Here is a 17,489-nt window from a genome sequence, read left to right on the forward strand (position 1 = left end):
CAGTGTACAGATTGCAAACGTTTGCGTGATATTTTGTGCGTTTATTTGAGCGGCCTTATCAATGAAAACACTAATTTCCATTATTCTATTTAAACCACATATCGCATGAAATACAATATCAGTCAGCATCATTGGGGCAATTTTAATAATCAGGAGATATTTCTTTATCAACTGAGCAATGATCATGGCGTAAAAGTTTCCATTACCAATTTTGGCGCAGCTATACAATCTTTATCCGTTCCGGATCATCAGGGCACTATGGCTGATGTTGTACTGGGATACGATGATTTGCAAGGTTATATTGACGATCAGTTTTATATCGGCACCATAGTTGGCCGTTTTGCTAACCGCATTGCCGGTGGTAAGGTGGTCATCAACGGCGCAACACATCAGCTTACGGTTAAGGATGGCGGTTTTCACCATCATGGAGGCAAGGTTGGCTTCAATAAAAAAGTATGGCAATCACGGTCGTTTATTAATGATGACGGGGTTGGTGTAATCCTGGAGTACCTGAGTAAAGATGGTGAAGAAGGTTTTCCCGGCAACCTGACTACAACGGTTACTTATACCCTTAATAACCAAAACCAGTTAATAGTTGATTTTGATGCTGTAACAGATCAGTCAACCTTAATCAATTTAACACAGCATGCTTATTTTAACCTGGCAGGGCATAACAACGGTTCAATTTTAGATCATCAACTTCAACTACCTTTAGCAGACTACCTTCCAGTAAATGCCATGCAAGTACCCGAAGGTACCCTTACCCCGGTGAGCGGTACGCCCTTTGATTTTACAAAACCAACAGCCATTGGCGGGCGTATCCATGAAGATAATGCACAATTGATATTAAGCCGTGGTTACGATCATTCATGGGTGGTAAAAAAGCAAGACTCGACTGAGTTAAAGTTGGCTGCAACGGTTTTCGAGCCTATCAGCAAAAGGGTATTAAATGTTTTTACTACCGAGCCTGCCATACATATTTATACCGGCAATTTTTTAGATGAAACCTGCATCGGTAAACAAAACAGCAATTACCCGTTCAGGAGTGGGTTGTGCCTGGAAACACAACATTATCCGGATGCACCTAATAAACCCCATTTTCCAAGTACATTGCTAAATCCGGGAGATCGGTTTAAAAGCCGTACTGTTTTTGAATTTAGGGTAAATGCCTAGCACTATCAAACGTTTGCGGCGTGTTAGGGATATATAAGCTGTTGATTTTATAAATATCATCAATAACTTCAATCCCGAAACAGGGTTATAAACCAAACCATCAATTCAAACTAATAAATCATTATCAAACAATAACATAAATGGACAGAAGAACATTTGTAAAAAACAGTGCCATTGCTGCTGCAGGGCTTACTATACTGCCAACAGGCAGCTTATTTGCCAAAGATAACGGCAAAGTACGATTGGGCTATATTGGCGTAGGTGCCCGGGGTATGAGCCATATTTCTGAAGGTGCCCTGCGCGACGATGTGGAAATTGTTGCTATATGCGATACCCAGGAACACTCCTTAAATATTTGCCGGGAATTTTTGGCCAAAAAAGGTCGGCCGGCAGCTAAAGAGTACACTGGTGGCCTTGATGCTTACAAAAAACTACTCGAAAGAAATGATATTGATGCGGTAATTATAGCTACTCCATGGCAGTTTCACTACCAGCAATCTATTGATGCCATGAAAGCAGGCAAATATGTAGGTTGCGAAGTAATTGCAGGATTAACCGTTGAGGAGCACTGGGATATTGTTAAAACATCCGAAAAAACGGGCATTCCTTACATGACGCTTGAAAATGTATGTTATCGTCGTGATGTAATGGCTGCTTTAAATATGGTTAGACAAGGCTTATTTGGCGAATTGGTACACCTGGAAGGAGGTTATCAGCATAATCTTCGTGATGTATTGTTTAATGATGGCAAGGGCCGCTATGGTGGTAAAGGCGTAGAATACGGAGCAAAAGCATTGAGTGAAGCCCAATGGCGTACCCAATTCAACATCGATCGTGATGGCGACCTGTACCCTACCCATGGAGCCGGCCCTGTAATGCATTATATTGATATTAACAGTGGCAACCGGTTTACCAGCCTGGTTTCGTTCAGTTCAAAAGCACGTGGTTTGGCGGCTTATATTGAGGAGCTTTCACCGGGTCATCCAAATGCCAAACTCAATTACAAAAATGGCGACGTAACTACCACTATGATCAACTGTGCCAATGGCGAAACCGTTCTGTTATCGCATGACACGCATTTGCCTCGTCCGTATTCGCTCGGTTTCCGGGTTCAGGGTACCAAAGGTATCTGGATGGATGTAAATCAATCCATCTATATCGATCATAAATCAAAAGAGGATGATAGCTGGGATCCGGCAAAAGAATGGTTTGCCAAATATGACCATCCACTATGGAAAAAACACGATGCCGAGGCCGCGGGCGCCGGGCATGGCGGTATGGACTGGTTTGTGTTTAATGCTTTTATCGAATCGGTAAAACATAAACGCCAAACACCTATCGATGTATATGATTCCGTTACCATGAGCGTGATAGCACCATTATCAACTCAATCTGTAAAAGAAGGCAAAACATTGGAATTCCCTGATTTTACAAAAGGAAAATGGAAAGACCGTAAAAATACCTTTGCTTTAGACGATAGCGGCTTTTAAGCTTGTTTTCATAAAAATTTCAGTAATTTGAGCTGTGTTTGATCGGCTCAAAAAAATAGCACCACAACTTCAAGGCGCATGGGAAAAGTATGAGAGTCTTTACCATCGCCTTGAAGTTCCTGCAAAAACTATCCTTTTGCAGGAGGGCGACGTATCCAAAAAAGCTTACTATATTGAAAAGGGCTGCCTGAGGGTATGGTTCAACAATAAAGGCAAAGATGTAACCTTCCAGTTCTTTTTTGAACAGGAAGCTGTATCATCTATCGAAAGTTTCCGGAAAGGCACACCAAGTCTGGTTACGCTGGAAACCATTGAACCCTGTGTGCTTTACTGGATTCACAAAAAAGATTATGTTGAAATGATGAGCGAACTCAACGCCATTCCGGCGGTGAGGGAACAACTAGCCGATGTTATGCTCGACAGGCAAATTAACTACATGACGCATTTCATGTCGTTCATTAGGGATACACCCAGGGAGCGCTATCTGAATTTGCTGAAAGAAAAACCTCATATTGTTAAGCGTATACCACAGCGTTATATAGCTTCCTACCTGGGTATTACCTCTGTTTCGCTAAGTCGCATCCGGAACGCAGTTACCAGATAATTATTGAATTAGTGATTTAATGAATTACTGAATTACTGAATCAAAAGCGCCTTATTAATGATTATTGAATTAATGATTTAGTGAATTACTGAATCAAAAAGCGCCTTTTGATTTATTAACAATTGTTATCGCAGGCCTGTAGCCGGCTGCCGAAATTTGTTGAACAAATAATAAATGAAATGAAAGCAGCAGTATTATATCGGGTAGGTGAAATTCCTCAATATGCAGATTTTGCAGAGCCCATCCCCGCTCCTCACGAACAACTTATACACATGAAAGCGGCCAGCATCAAAAATCTGGATAAGGGAAGAGCTAAAGGTACCCATTACGATAAGCATAAAAATTATCCGGCAATTGTTGGGGTTGATGGCGTTGGCGTACTGGAAGATGGAACACGGGTTTACGCAGGGTCACAAACAGGTATGATGAGTGAAAAAGCGCTGATCAATAAGAGTTGGTATGTTTCCGTACCCGATGAGCTGGATGATGTTACCGCAGCGGCCATACCTAATCCGGCCATATCGGCATGGTTATCCTTAGTGTACAAAGGCAAATTAAAGGCAGGTGACACCGTACTAATATTAGGAGCAACTGGTATCACCGGGAAACTGGCCGTGCAGATAGCCCGCCATTTAGGTGCAGGTAAGATCATCGCTATCGGTCGTAATCAGCAGGCCTTGGATAAACTTGATGCTGATGTAAGCATCTCCCTTAACCAATCTGACGACGACATTAAACAGGCTATTAAAGCCGAAACAGCAAAAACTCCGTTCGATGTGGTTATTGACTACCTATGGGGCAAACCCGCCGAACTGCTACTAAATACTTTGGCAGGGCACGATCTTAATGCTACCATTGATCATATTACCCGCTACGTTCAGGTTGGTGAAATGGCTGGCTCTGCTATTAACCTGCCAGCCGCTATCCTGCGCAGCACCGCTATTGAACTCACCGGAGCAGGCGGTGGAAGCATTTCAAAAGAAGTAATTGTTAAAATCCAAACAGAGATACTACCCGAAGTATTTAAGCTGGCCGCGGAGGGAAAGTTATCTATAGATACCCTGGCCATACCCTTAAAAGATGTAGCCGATGCGTGGCAGCAGGAGGCACAAGGGAAACGAGTGGTGATTACGATGTGAGTTTATATTAAATTTGTCATCCTGAGGAATGAAGGATCTGTTTATTGGCAGATCCTTCACACCGTTAGCTCTACCTATCCACCATGTCATTGCGAGCGATAGCGTGGCAATCTCCTCGCTTGCATATTGAACGCGAGGAGATTGCTTCACTCCGTTCGCAATGACATGGTTTTATATTTTGTCCTTGCTCTACTTGCGCTCGTTTGTAACGAGTGCTTATTGTGGAGCAGCGATTGCATCGCTCTTGCGTTTTAAACGCAAACCCATTATAAGCACTCGTTACAAACGAGCGCAAGATAGTATTACCCTAACACTCATTAATTTGTCATCCTGAGGAACGAAGGATCTATCATACGACCTAACCGCTGGTCAATAGATTCTTCGTTGCACTCAGAATGACAAACTTTGTTGTTAAAACTAATTAACCGGCAATCCCTCCTCAAAACCAGCCGGATCATCATTCTTACTTTTGGCAACATCAATATTCCAGGCCGAGGTCAGGAAATAGGGTGTTGTACCTGCGGCATCTTTATTGCTGTAAGTACATTTGATCACCCTGGTTTCGCCGGGAGCCAGCGAAATATAGTTATCACTGAATATCACTGGTAATATGTCATCACCCTCTCTATCTTTTAACGCACGCAAGTGTATAAAAAAGGCCACCGCTTTACCGGTATTCGTAATTGTTACCGCATGTATCGTGCTATCGCCTTGAGCGGCTTCTTGAACGTGACTCAGTTTAAGCGCTGTTTTCGGGATCTGCTGTAAAGCGGTATAATCGGCATAGGCAGATTCCGGCGTGGTATACCAATTCGATTTTTTCCAATTCAGCACCTCTGCTTTTTGCGATAGCCAGTACCAATTAATGCTTTCTGTTTTACCTCTGTTATCGCTAAGCTCCAAACGCACAAAATAGGCCGGTGACAATCCAGTAATAGCGGGTAAGGCAAAAACCGCTTTCGAGGCATCAGCTTCGATACTCACCGGTGCAGTTTTGGTAAATTTTACAGAACCATCAATATTATAAACCGTAGCCTTTACCTGCAAACCGCTAAATTTCTTCAAATAGGAGTTGATAACACCTACTTCGTTTGATTTATAGGAATACATCACATGCAATGGCTCCATCGACTTCTTCATACCGAAATAAGTACCCGCCGGATACAGGTAATAATCATAGGTATGCCAAATTAATCCGGGCCATGGATTGCTGAGCATCCATTGTACTACCCCGGTAGCGGTATTGTATTTCTTAAAGCCGTAAGCCTCCATCATGGCGCGGTGTGCCTCATAATTTTGTGCTTGTGCCTTGGCTATATAATTTTTGATCGATGTTGATTCGCCGTAACGATTGGAAAGTGCCTTATCAAATACTTTGGTGGTGCCAAATGATCCTGTACCGCAATGGTATAACCATGCCGGCGAACTGGTTGATAAAGAATCTTTAGGGATAAACTTGATCAGGCTTTCATACGGAGGGATAGACGGGCCCGGTGATATCTCCGTTGCAAAACTCCAGGTGCCGCCAAATTTGTGCGTAGCATCCGTTTCCCAGTAAATAGGTGGCACCCATTCATATGGGCCAGCCATTTTTACACCGCTATAGCCCGATACTTTCGATTTAGTTTCATTGGCAGTTGATAAGGTAGGATTTGGCCACTTCAGCGTTTTCTCGATCTTCAGGTAATCACGCTCTACCGAAGTATCAGTCGGCGGCATGTCGCTGCCATTGAGCCATACCATGAGGCTGGCTTTGTTGCGCAGCCAGTACATCACGCTACTGTCGGATGCCATGGCTACCTTGCGTTCGGCCGCGTTCCAGTGTTCGGGATGCTGCCATACACCGCAGCACATCCAGCCGGTCATCACCAGCATACCATACTGATCGCACAGATCATAAAAGTTGTCATCCTCCATTTTACCTTCGGAGCGAATGATGTTCATGTTCATATCACGCACCAACCTTACCTCCTGCTCCTGACGCTCGGGCGACCGACGCTGGAAAATATCCGGCGACCAAGCCGCGCCCCGGATCAGGATAGGTTTACCATTCACAATAAACTCGCGCGATTCATTGTCTATCAGTTTGGAATCTATCTGGCGGATACCAAACTTCTCCCAAAGGGTGTTACTTACTTTACCATCTACCACAGCGGAAAGTTCAACCCTGTTCAACTCCGCCTTACCATATTGCCATGGCCACCAAATGCGCGGATTTTTGATATTGAGCTGCTTATACACCTCCGGACTAAAATCTACATTTTTGGACTCATGGGGCAGTAAATGCACTTTTTGTTCAAAGCTCACGTCACTGTTGATCTGCCCTTTGATTACGGCGTCCTGCGCGGTGTTGGTATAATTGGTTACCTGCGCATCTACGTATAAATGCGCTACGGCCAGTGAAGGCAGATCAAAATGAGTAGTCACCAGCGGATACTGCACCCCTACTTTATCGTAGGTTTTGATCTCAACATTGTTTACAATACCTCCGTTATAATCTGGTGGATAAGGAATCCAGTCGGCGTAATCAATGGCCAGGTCGCCTTTTGATTTGTTGGGTGTAAACGGTCGTGTTATTTGAAGGGCCAGCACATTGTTGCCCGTATAATTGATATGTTTGGTTACATCCAGCTGAATAATGCGGAAAGGTCCTTTGGTTTGGGTGGAATCGGCAATTTTTACGCCGTTAAGCCATATGTTCGCCTTGTAGTTGATACCGTGTAAGCGCAGGATCACATTTTTACCGTTTTCGGCGGCAGGCAAGGTAAACTCCCGGCGAAACCACCAGGGTTTATCCAGTTTAGTATCACTGAGTTTTTTTAAATTGCGGCCCATGAAAGGGTCAAAATCATAAACTTTATTGGCCAGTAAGCCGGCTATAATAGTAGTAGGTACGCTTACTTTGTACCAGCTTTGGGTATCGTAATTTTCTTTGGAGATTTTATCGGCCGATGCGGCATCGGTCACTGCCGATTGCATTTTCCAATCATCTTTCAGTATAAGCTGGAAACTTTCCTGCCTGGCCTGGCTAAATGCCTGTTGAAAGCACCATGATAAAATGAGCGCGAGTATGATTTTTTTCATGATAAGAAGTATAGTTTATTGTTGATGATCATAATACAGTGCCGCGGCGCCTATGATACCGCTATTTTCCAGTTCGGAGACCTCTACCCTAATCCGTTCAGCGGTTTTGGTATAGGCAAATGTTTTGATCTCCTGCCACATGGTTTGCTCAAACAGCGCGTAAGCATGCCGTACCGAGCCCCCCAGCACAATCAGCTGCGGATCATACGCATACATCACCTGTTTTATGGCATGGCCGATGTGCGTACCCAGCTCCGCATATAGTTTCAATGCTTCTGCATCGCCTTTTTTGGCATCCTCAAAAACCTGCACACCATCTAAACCATACACATTACTAAAAAATGATCCGCTGCAATAGTACTCCAGTATATTATCCAAATACGGAAACATGCCAAACTCGCCGGCGCCGCAATTAAAGCCGGGATATAGGCGTTTGTTGATCATTACTCCAGCTCCCAAGCCTGTGCCCAGTGTTAAGCCGATCATGGAATCAACACCGTTGCCTTTGCCAAAATAGTATTCGCCCAGGGCAAAGCAGTTGGCATCGTTATTTACATAAACGGGGATATCGTAACGCGCCTCCATGAGTTGTTTTAAATGCACCTCTTTCCAGGAAGGGATATTTTGTACATCATAAACAATACCTTCGGCCACATCAACCACACTGGGTACACCAATGCCTATAGCTGTTGGCTTATCTTCTTTTAGTAAAGCATCGGTTACTTTATAGATATCCTCCATCACCTCATTAACAGAACCATGCGTTCGGATTTTTTGTGATACGATATCGGATAAGGAACCATCGTTCACTACAGCACCTCGTATATTGGTGGCCCCCAGATCGAGCCCTATAATTTTAGTATTACTCATGGTTCGCTTTCTTTTTAATGTCGATAGTTTTATTGGTGATGAGTGGTTTCGCCCAAAAACCAACACTTAATATATAACCCAGGGTGATGTACAAAAAGAACATACCTGCCCGTAAACCAAACGCATCACCCAGCAAACCAATAACCGGCGGTATAATAGCGCCACCGATAATGGCCGTAACCAACAGCCCGGCAAAAGAGCCATGATCTTTATCAATAGAGTTAAGCGCCAATGAAAATATAATGGGATACATCACCGAGGCAAAGAAACCTACCAACGGAAACGCGACCAAAGCCCAGCTGGTTGGCCCGAACAAAGCCGCGGTAAGGCATACCAAAGCCAGTATGGTAAAACTGATGAGCACTTTACGGCTGTCCATGATCTTCAACAGAAACAGCCCAAGGATACCACCTGCTGTCATCAGTCCCCAGAAATAGGCTACTGTATCCGCCCCTTTTGTTTGCGGATCAAGTCCATGATAGGTTTTCAAAAATTGAGATATCCAGTTGGCAATACCCTGCTCGGTGCCTACATAACAAAACATGGCCACTAAAAACAGGATAACCACAGGCTGTTTAAACAGAGCAAAATGAGTTTGTAAAGAGCCCACTTGTTCATCTTCTTTTAATTCCACCTTAGGAAACCTGGTAAGCATCAACAAAATAACCATAGCCAGACAAATCACCGTAAAGAGCCAATACAAGGATATCCAGGGTAAGCTAGCAGGAACCAATGAATGTAATAAGCCTACGATACCGCCACTATTGTTTTCTTTTAGGGCTTTAACCATATAAGAATAAACCAGTGGACTCAGAAAAGATGCCAATCCGAATATCAATTGTGCTAAAACCGATGTAAAGGCATAATTCTCTTCACCTCCAGATGTCCGTAATAGTGGATTGATAACCACCTGCAGCATAGCCATACCGCAGCCTATCAGGAACAATGAAATAATGGCACTCAGGTAATTGGGTTCCATAGCCAATAACAGCGAGCCTAAAAAAGCCACGATGAATGCCGCGACCATGATCTTTTTCTCCTTGAACGTTTCCAGCATAATAGCCGATGGCACCGACATCACACCATAGGCAATAAAAAATGCTAAAGGAAGTACGCCTGCTAATGTGTAACTTAAATTGAATACTTTTATAATATCCGGTATCAGCGGACCGATCACATTGGTCAGAAAAGAGATCACGAAGAAAATCAGCATGATCAGGGCTACAATGTAGTAGTTGCGTTTCATTGGCTATGGTTAAAGGTTTATGAGATTTAATACCGCAAACAATGTTATTGATATTCTTTTATAATAACAGTTCCGTTTTGTTCTTAACGGCATAAGAAGGACAATTGTAGGGGCAAATACCCTCAAAGACAGAATAAATATTTAATTAATAATTGCTAAAGTGAGCATTGAACAAATTGTCAATCAAATTTACGCTATCCCTGAAGCTTCAAGTCAGCAATTGCAACAGGTAATAGAGGAAATCAATTTACCCAAAGGCCATATTTTGTTTGAAGCCGGTAAAATTGGCAGGAGCGTTTATTTTATAAAAAAAGGCATTGTGCGGGCTTATTTATACCAGCATGATACCGAGGTTACTTTTTGGTTTGGCCGGGAAGGTGATACCATTATTTCGATGAAAAATTATGTAGATAATAAACCCGGTTATGAAAATATTGAGCTTTTAGAAGATTGTGAGTTATATCGTATAAAAACCCGCGAACTCCAAAAGCTGTTTGCCGAGGATATCCATATTGCCAACTGGGGTCGCCGCTTTGCCGAAACAGAACTGATCAAGGTGGAAGAGAGATTGATCTCCAGGCAATTCAGCATGGCTGCCGACAGGTACCAGGAGTTACTCACCCATAATCCCGATCTCGTGCAAAGGGTGCAGTTATGCCATATAGCCTCTTATCTGGGTATTACGCAAGTGAGTTTGAGCCGCATAAGATCGAAAATCCGATAGCTATATTATTTATCCTATGTTAATTTTTAGGCTGTTTATACTCCGGAACTTTACAGTCGAAATAAATACAAGATAAAATGAATTGGATAATATTGATCATCGCAGGTCTTTGCGAAGTGGCTTTTGCCTCCTGCCTGGGCAAAGCAAAACAAACTACAGGTACCGAAATGTACCTTTGGTATACCGGATTTTTTATCACCATGACACTGAGCATGGTACTGCTGATAAAAGCAATACAAACCCTACCTATAGGTACAGCTTATGCTGTTTGGACAGGCATTGGTGCCGTAGGTACGGTACTGGTAGGTATTTTAGTATTTAAAGACCCAACTAACTTTTGGCGCTTGTTTTTTATGAGCACCCTTATTATATCCGTAATCGGGCTTAAGTTTGTTGCGGAGTAAACATAAAACAAAACCGGCGACCATATCAGGTCGCCGGTTTCCGTTAATCATCCGTCAGAAATCTTATTGATTTATCCGGAATGATTCTGTTGCGGTTATAGTTGTGCGGGTGCAAGTCATGGCCTGAGTACCACCCTCACTTGAAATATAAGCGCCATTATTTCCTCTGAGGGAAATTGTTCCGTCAGCGTTTACAACCCAGTCAAACTGTTCCCATGGGCCAACAGCCGTGCGATTGCAGGTAATAGCCTGGGTGCCGTTTTCTGAGGACACGTATTTACCTGAGTTTTGCAGAACAACTTTTCCGTTACCCGCGTTAGTAATCGCAAACTGCTCCCAACCTTGCGCTGTTGCACGGTTACAGTTCATAGCTTGCGTACCATTCTCTGAACTTACGTACAGGTTGTTTGAACCTTTTATAGTTATTGTTTGACCAAAAGGAGGTGTGCTTGGATTGCTGCCACCTACTACGGGCGCTGTCGGGCGTACAGCAGTAAGTGCAATTTGCCCTTTGAGCATCCTGCCGCCATCTCCTGTTAACCTCAGGTAATAATCGGCAGAACATACGGTGCCATCTTCGTCCAGCGATAAAAAGTTAGAACCAGCCGGAACAGATGACGAGTTTTCTGTTGTTTTAGCAATCTGGTTACCTTCGTTATATTCATCAAACATAGATATGTACAAACCTTGTGCACCACCTTTAATCAGGTTATAAAACTGTGCCCACATCAGGTCGCCATGCGCGCGCTGGCGCAGCTGCAGATCGCCCGGTAACACACATGGCTGGTAATCGATACCATTGGCATTACAATAAGCCTGATCCCCTGCCTGATGATCGTTATAAAAATTATTGGCTTCGGTTACGTTGCTTATTTTACCAATCATCCATGGCGATATCATGTTCAGCGCAGTAGCAGTTGGCAAAAAGTTGGGCTGTATATCGGTTGCATTGGTATCGCGCCAGGAGGCTGGCACCCCGCCTATAATATAAACTCCCTGGCCTTTAAACCAATTGATCACATCCAAACAAACGGCCGAAGAAAATGGGTGATTAGCATCGTTAAAACCTAATCCCCAGATACATACTACCGGTTTTCCGTTTTGTTTGGCATAAGCTGATGATGAAGTATATGCCGACATTTTATTAGTCCAATCAGTTTTAATTTCCGATTGCATATTTGTCCAGCCGGTTATATCATACATAATATAAAACTTACGGCCGGTAGCCTCGGCAGCGGTTTTTACTTTAGCGGTTATCGCATCACGTACGGGGCCTTCGCCTCCTGTAGGGTTAAAGCGTTGTAGCGCAGCACAATCAATATTGTTTTGCTGCATCCACTGGAACTGCACATTTACCGTTTGATCATTAAAGGATGAGAACAGTTTTGCCGGAGTACCATTATTCAAATTGGCAAAACCTGTTTGATACGAGCTGGTGTACTCGCGCATATCGGGCCATGATTTGATACCGACATTATTGGTTGAGGGTGCCTGGCTGGCATTTGGAGCCCAGTGCCACCAGATGTTAATGGGTGAACCATCGCCAATGGCGGCAAACCATCCCTGGTAACCTACGGTGATCTTTCCTACAACATCCCCCACCGGTGATGAGAATGTTTTCTTATTTTTTCCGGCCAATGCTCCGGCGTTGTTGCTATCTAATCCTTTTTTACAGCTGTTTAAACTTATTATGCCAAACAGTGCTAATAAAAATAAAGCTTTAATACTTTTTAGTTTCATAATTTAAGTGTTTAATAATTGGTTTGATAGTAGTTAATAGTAGAAATTGGACGTAGTAGTCCCTAAGGAGGCATAAAAACATGTTTTTTCATAGATATTAAGGTTTAATAAACCGAAAACTTTAAGAAAAAGTTTATCGGTATAAGTTGGTTATCAGCATAAAATAAGGAGATGGATATTAAAAAAAGCTTAATAAATACTTAATTTTTAAACTATTATGCAATAATTATTAAGCAGAAAAGAAAATTATAGATAACTTATAAGGAAACTCATAAACATATATGGTCAATAAATTTAATAAGCAAACAAATAACTTTGATCAAAATAAAAAGCCTGACTTTGTAAAGACAGGCTTTTTATTTTATATAGATAATAGATTATATCTACCGCCATCCACCACCCAGGGCGCGGTATAGATTCACAATGGCTTGTAATTCCTGAAGTTTGTCGCTCACACCGCTTAGTTGTGCGGCTAATAAATTTTGTTCGGAGGTTAACACATCTGTATAGTTTGTTGCCGAGCTGTAACGTAATAACTCCTGTGTATAGTCAACCGATTTTTGCAGGGCGATGATCTGCTTACTGCGTGAGTCCTGTTTTTCAACCGCGGTTTCGTGAGCATACAGGGCATTGGAAACTTCTTGTCCTGCCACTAACAAGGTTTTCTGAAAGCTGTTCAGGGCTTCTTGTTGCTGTGCTTGGGCGGTGCGTAAGCGGGCTTTATTAATACCCTGATTAAAAATAGGTTGAGTTAAACCAACAGCCGCATTGTAGAATATCGATTTGGTAAAGAAATCTGTTAAGGTTAAGCTCGATAATCCTCCGGAAGCCGTTATGGTAAACGAGGGATAAAAATAAGTCCGCGCCAGGTTGGTATTCTCAAAAGCGGCCCTAAAGGCATATTCACTTTGTTGCACATCCGGGCGATTGGTCAATAATTGTGTCGGAACGCCCGTCTGCAATTCGGTGGTCAGCTTTTGATCGGCCAGGGTACTCCGGTTAATTGGCCCGGGTGGCCTGGAAAGCAATATATCCAATGCGTTCTCTGTTTCACGGATACTGCGTTTGATATCTGGAATAGATACTTCTGCGGCATAACGATTGGCCTCACTTTGTACAACCGCAGCACCATTAACCACGGCTCCTTTTTTGAGCTCTTTCATGGTTTCTACATCCTGAATCCGGTTTTTGAGCGTTTGTTGGGTAATTTCCAATTGTTTGTCTAAGGCTAGCAAGCTAAAATAATTATTAGCAATATCAGCTATCAACTGGGTTTGCACTGCCCTTTTAGCGGCATCACTCTGTAAAAAGCTGGCCAGTGCAGCTCTTTTAGTACTGCTTAATTTACCCCAAACATCTGCCTCCCATGAGGTGCTTAAACCCGCCTGATACGTAGTGGTAAGCGTATTAATATCTATACCCTCCGGAAAATTTAAACCGGCCTGTGATTGTTTTGATCTTGTAACACTGGCATTACCGCTTAAACTGGGTAAATAAGCCGCCTTGCTTTGGCGCAATGTAGCCTGTGCTTCCAGGATCTTTTGAACCGCGGTTTTCAGGTCAAGGTTATTACTTAAGCCCTCTTGTATCAATGATCTCAATACCGTATCAGCAAAAAGGTTTTGCCAGGGCATCGAAGCCATGGTGGTCGTATCAGTCGACTGGCTACCGCGATATAGGCCCGAGGTGTTTACATCCGGACTTTTATAGCTTTTGGTTATCCGGCAGGAAAGCAACACTGACGAAAGCGAGGCAAATAATAATATATATTTTAAACAATTTCTGTTCATGGCGATGTTTTTAATTGATAGATCAATGAACTGGTTTAAGTTCAACCGCTTCATCCTCATCGTCGTCATTATCCTGTTTTGGTGGACCGCTCACCCTTTCCTGCAAATGCTGGAAGATGATAAACAATACAGGGATCACAAAAACCCCAAATATAGTCCCTACAAACATACCCCCAACTGCACCTGTACCGATAGATCTATTGCCATTGGCACCTGCCCCTGTCGAGAACATCAATGGCATAATACCAAATATAAAAGCGAAAGATGTCATCAGGATTGGGCGTAAACGGGCTTCGGCACCGGCAATAGCAGCCGGTATCAGTTCCATACCCGCGCGTCGTCTTTCCAAGGCAAACTCCACAATCAAGATAGCATTTTTGGCCAGCAAACCGATGAGCATAATGAGCGAGATCTGCAGGTAAATATTGCTTTCGATACCGAATATCTTGGCGAACAGATAAGTTCCGGACAAACCTACCGGCAAAGAAAGTAATACTGCGAAAGGCAGAATATAACTCTCATACTGGGCACTTAATAAAAAGTACACAAACACCAGGCAAAGCATAAATATATAAGCCGATTGCGTACCAGCGGTTAACTCTTCCCGCGTTAAACCTGAAAACTCGTAACCATAACCCGCGGGCAGACTCTCCAAGGCGACTTCTTTGATAGCTTTGATGGCATCACCCGTACTAAAACCAGCCTTCGGCTGCCCCGAAACAGATATGGCTGTGAACAGGTTGAACCTGGAAATCGACTCGGGCCCGAATACTCTTTTTAATGAAATGAAAGAAGTTATAGGCGCCATAGTTCCCGCGCTGTTACGTACAAATATTTTGCTTAAACCTGTTTCCTTAGCCCGGTAATCATAATCGGCCTGAACCATTACGCGATACTGTTTACCAAACTCGTTGAAGTTGGAGGCATATAAACCACCATAGTAACCTTGCAGCGTATTCAATACCGAATTTACGGTTACACCAGCCTCCTTACATTTGGCCACATTCACATCAACCTGATACTGCGGAAAATTGGGGTTGAAAGATGAATTAAGACTCTGAATTTCGGGGCGTTTGCCAAGAGCAGCTATAAAGTCGTTACTTACTTTAAATAATTCGTTCACGGTATGCCCGCCTTTGTCCTGCAACTGAAACTCAAAGCCATCGCTGTTACCAAAACCATTTAAGGTAGGCGGCGAAAAATAAAACACATTAGCCTCTCGCATTCCGCTGGTTTTGCCATAAAGCTGACCAATAATCCCTTCCTGGCTATCACTCTTTGACTTACGCTTATCCCAGGTTTTCAGCTTCATGATCACCATCGCATAGGCGCTGCCATTACCTGCTATAAAGTTAAACCCAACCAGTTTCAAGGTACTTACAACAGCCGGAAAAGTATGCCCGATGCTATCGATCTTATTGGCAACCGCATCCGTACGCTCCATAGACGATGCCGGAGGCAGACTAATAGCCGCGAATACAACACCCTGGTCTTCATTTGGCACAAAACTGGACGGGGTGGTTTTTACCAGATAAATCAAAACCGCGGCAAATATGGCGATGGCAGCCACCGCTATCCATTTTTTATGCGCCAAAAAACCTACCGATTTTTTATACTTACCGCTTACCGCATCAAAAGCGGTATTGAATATCACGTAGAAATGATTGATAAAGCCATGTTTCTTGGTGCCTTTTTCATGAGGCTTTAAGAACAGGGCGCACAAGGCCGGACTAAGCGTTAACGCATTAATAGCCGATAGCATAATGGCAACGGCCAGTGTAATACCAAACTGCTTATAAAATACTCCTGTAGAACCTGATATGAAAGTTACCGGTAGAAACACTGCCGACATCACCAGGGTAATGGACACAATGGCGCCCGATATTTCGCTCATGGCATCGACAGATGCTTTACGGGCCGATTTATAGCCGATATCCAGTTTAGCATGCACTGCCTCTACCACTACAATGGCATCATCAACCACAATACCAATGGCCAGTACCAGGGCGAACAAGGTAAGCAGGTTAATGGTAAAACCAAACAGGTTGAGGAAAAAGAAGGTACCCACAATAGCCACCGGAACCGCAATGGCCGGGATCAGGGTTGACCGGAAATCCTGCAGGAACACAAACACCACAATAAATACCAGTATAAACGCCTCAATAAGGGTACTGATCACCTTTTCTATCGAGGCATCCAAAACCTCATTGGCATCAACCAGATAGGTGATCTTCATCCCTTTAGGAAAAGTTTCAGAAGCGGCATCCAGGATCTTTTTTGATTCGTTGATCACATCACGGGCATTCGACCCTGCTGTTTGGCTAATGGCCACACCTACCGATGGTTTGCCATCGGTGATAATATGAAACGAATAATCCAGCGCGCCCAACTCAACGCGGGCAACATCATTTAAACGCAGTAACTGCCCGTTTCCAACCGATTTGATGATCATGTTACCAAACTCAGCGGCAGATTGCAATCGACCTTTATACCTGATCACATATTGAAAAGATTGATTGCTGTTTTCGCCAAATTTACCCGGCGCGGCTTCAATGTTTTGCTCGTTAAGTACATCGGTAATATCATCAGGCACCAGTCCATAGCGCGACATCACATCAGGTTTTAACCAGATACGCATGGAATAATCACGTGAGCCAAACACCTCAGCGGTACCCACCCCCGTTACACGCTGTATTTGCGGCACCAGGTTTATCTTGGCATAGTTTTGCAGAAAGGTTTCGTCGTAGGTCTTATTATCGCTGTATAAGGAAAAGATAACCAGGTTACTGCTCTGGCTTTTGGCCACTGTAACACCCGATTGTGTAACAACTAATGGTAATAAGCTGGTTGCTCGCGACACCCTGTTCTGTACGTTCACAGCGGCCAGATCGGGATTGGTACCCACTTTAAAATATACGGTGATAGATGCAGAACCATCATTGGAGGCAGTTGAGGTCATGTAGGTCATGTTCTCCACCCCGTTGATCTGCTCTTCCATGGGGATAATCACACTTTTAAGTACCACATCGGCATTGGCGCCATTATAAAAAGCAGATACGTTTACCGTTGGCGGCGCTATATCCGGGTATTGGGATATAGGAAGATTAATAAGACCTAATATGCCCAGTATCAGCAATAAAACTGATATAACTGTTGATAATACCGGGCGTTCTATAAATTTTTTAAGCATACAATTGCTTTAACAGGATTGATAAATTAAATTTC

12 protein-coding genes are annotated in these 17,489 nt (G+C 43.4%); 6 read left to right on the forward strand and 6 right to left on the reverse strand.

The window, feature by feature from the left end; genetic code table 11:
- The first annotated feature begins 105 nt into the window (after positions 1–105).
- The 4 genes from G7092_RS07175 to G7092_RS07190 all read left to right on the forward strand — a co-directional run bounded on the left by G7092_RS07175 (position 106) and on the right by G7092_RS07190 (position 4,406).
- The gene (locus G7092_RS07175; protein WP_166087646.1) at positions 106–1,173 is read left to right on the forward strand and encodes an aldose epimerase family protein; all 1,068 of its coding nucleotides are present in this window, start codon (positions 106–108) and stop codon (positions 1,171–1,173) included.
- 140 nt (positions 1,174–1,313) lie between these two features.
- Positions 1,314–2,663, forward strand: coding sequence for a Gfo/Idh/MocA family protein (locus G7092_RS07180; RefSeq protein WP_166087648.1), 1,350 nt, complete (start codon positions 1,314–1,316; stop codon positions 2,661–2,663).
- Positions 2,664–2,697: 34 nt separating this feature from the next.
- Positions 2,698–3,267, forward strand: a complete 570-nt coding sequence (locus tag G7092_RS07185) for a Crp/Fnr family transcriptional regulator (protein WP_317169987.1) — start codon at positions 2,698–2,700, stop codon at positions 3,265–3,267.
- 179 nt (positions 3,268–3,446) lie between these two features.
- The gene (locus G7092_RS07190; protein ID WP_166087649.1) at positions 3,447–4,406 is read left to right on the forward strand and encodes a quinone oxidoreductase family protein; all 960 of its coding nucleotides are present in this window, start codon (positions 3,447–3,449) and stop codon (positions 4,404–4,406) included.
- 417 nt (positions 4,407–4,823) lie between these two features.
- Here G7092_RS07190 and G7092_RS07195 read toward each other — a convergent pair whose 3' ends face one another.
- From G7092_RS07195 to G7092_RS07205, 3 genes are read right to left on the reverse strand one after another with little or no spacing between them, the layout of a single operon-like run.
- Positions 4,824–7,490 carry a glycosyl hydrolase 2 galactose-binding domain-containing protein gene (locus tag G7092_RS07195; protein ID WP_166087651.1) on the reverse strand — a complete coding sequence of 889 codons (2,667 nt, stop codon included), beginning with the start codon at positions 7,488–7,490 and terminating at the stop codon, positions 4,824–4,826.
- Positions 7,491–7,505: 15 nt separating this feature from the next.
- Positions 7,506–8,360, reverse strand: coding sequence for an ROK family protein (locus tag G7092_RS07200; RefSeq protein ID WP_166087653.1), 855 nt, complete (start codon positions 8,358–8,360; stop codon positions 7,506–7,508).
- Entirely contained in the window at positions 8,353–9,606 is a 1,254-nt protein-coding gene (locus tag G7092_RS07205; RefSeq protein ID WP_166087655.1) for a sugar MFS transporter, read from the reverse strand. The genes G7092_RS07200 and G7092_RS07205 overlap by 8 nt, the downstream gene beginning before the upstream one ends.
- A gap of 160 nt (positions 9,607–9,766) precedes the next feature.
- Between G7092_RS07205 and G7092_RS07210 the strand changes: the two genes are divergently transcribed.
- Both G7092_RS07210 and G7092_RS07215 read left to right on the forward strand, forming a co-directional pair.
- Positions 9,767–10,330: a Crp/Fnr family transcriptional regulator gene (locus G7092_RS07210; protein ID WP_166087657.1), complete on the forward strand. Its 564-nt coding sequence runs from the start codon at positions 9,767–9,769 to the stop codon at positions 10,328–10,330.
- A 77-nt stretch (positions 10,331–10,407) separates the two neighbouring features.
- Positions 10,408–10,734 (forward strand): DMT family transporter, encoded by a 327-nt coding sequence (locus G7092_RS07215; RefSeq protein ID WP_166087660.1) that lies wholly within the window; start codon positions 10,408–10,410, stop codon positions 10,732–10,734.
- A 63-nt stretch (positions 10,735–10,797) separates the two neighbouring features.
- Here G7092_RS07215 and G7092_RS07220 read toward each other — a convergent pair whose 3' ends face one another.
- From G7092_RS07220 to G7092_RS07230, 3 genes are all read right to left on the reverse strand, one after another.
- Positions 10,798–12,474, reverse strand: a complete 1,677-nt coding sequence (locus tag G7092_RS07220; protein ID WP_166087663.1) for a lectin — start codon at positions 12,472–12,474, stop codon at positions 10,798–10,800.
- Between the two features lie 383 nt (positions 12,475–12,857).
- Positions 12,858–14,264, reverse strand: a complete 1,407-nt coding sequence (locus tag G7092_RS07225; protein ID WP_166087665.1) for an efflux transporter outer membrane subunit — start codon at positions 14,262–14,264, stop codon at positions 12,858–12,860.
- 22 nt (positions 14,265–14,286) lie between these two features.
- Positions 14,287–17,454 carry an efflux RND transporter permease subunit gene (locus G7092_RS07230; RefSeq protein ID WP_166087666.1) on the reverse strand — a complete coding sequence of 1,056 codons (3,168 nt, stop codon included), beginning with the start codon at positions 17,452–17,454 and terminating at the stop codon, positions 14,287–14,289.
- Positions 17,455–17,489 lie beyond the last annotated feature (35 nt).

The sequence above is a fragment of the Mucilaginibacter inviolabilis genome, assembly GCF_011089895.1.
GTDB lineage: Bacteria > Bacteroidota > Bacteroidia > Sphingobacteriales > Sphingobacteriaceae > Mucilaginibacter > Mucilaginibacter inviolabilis.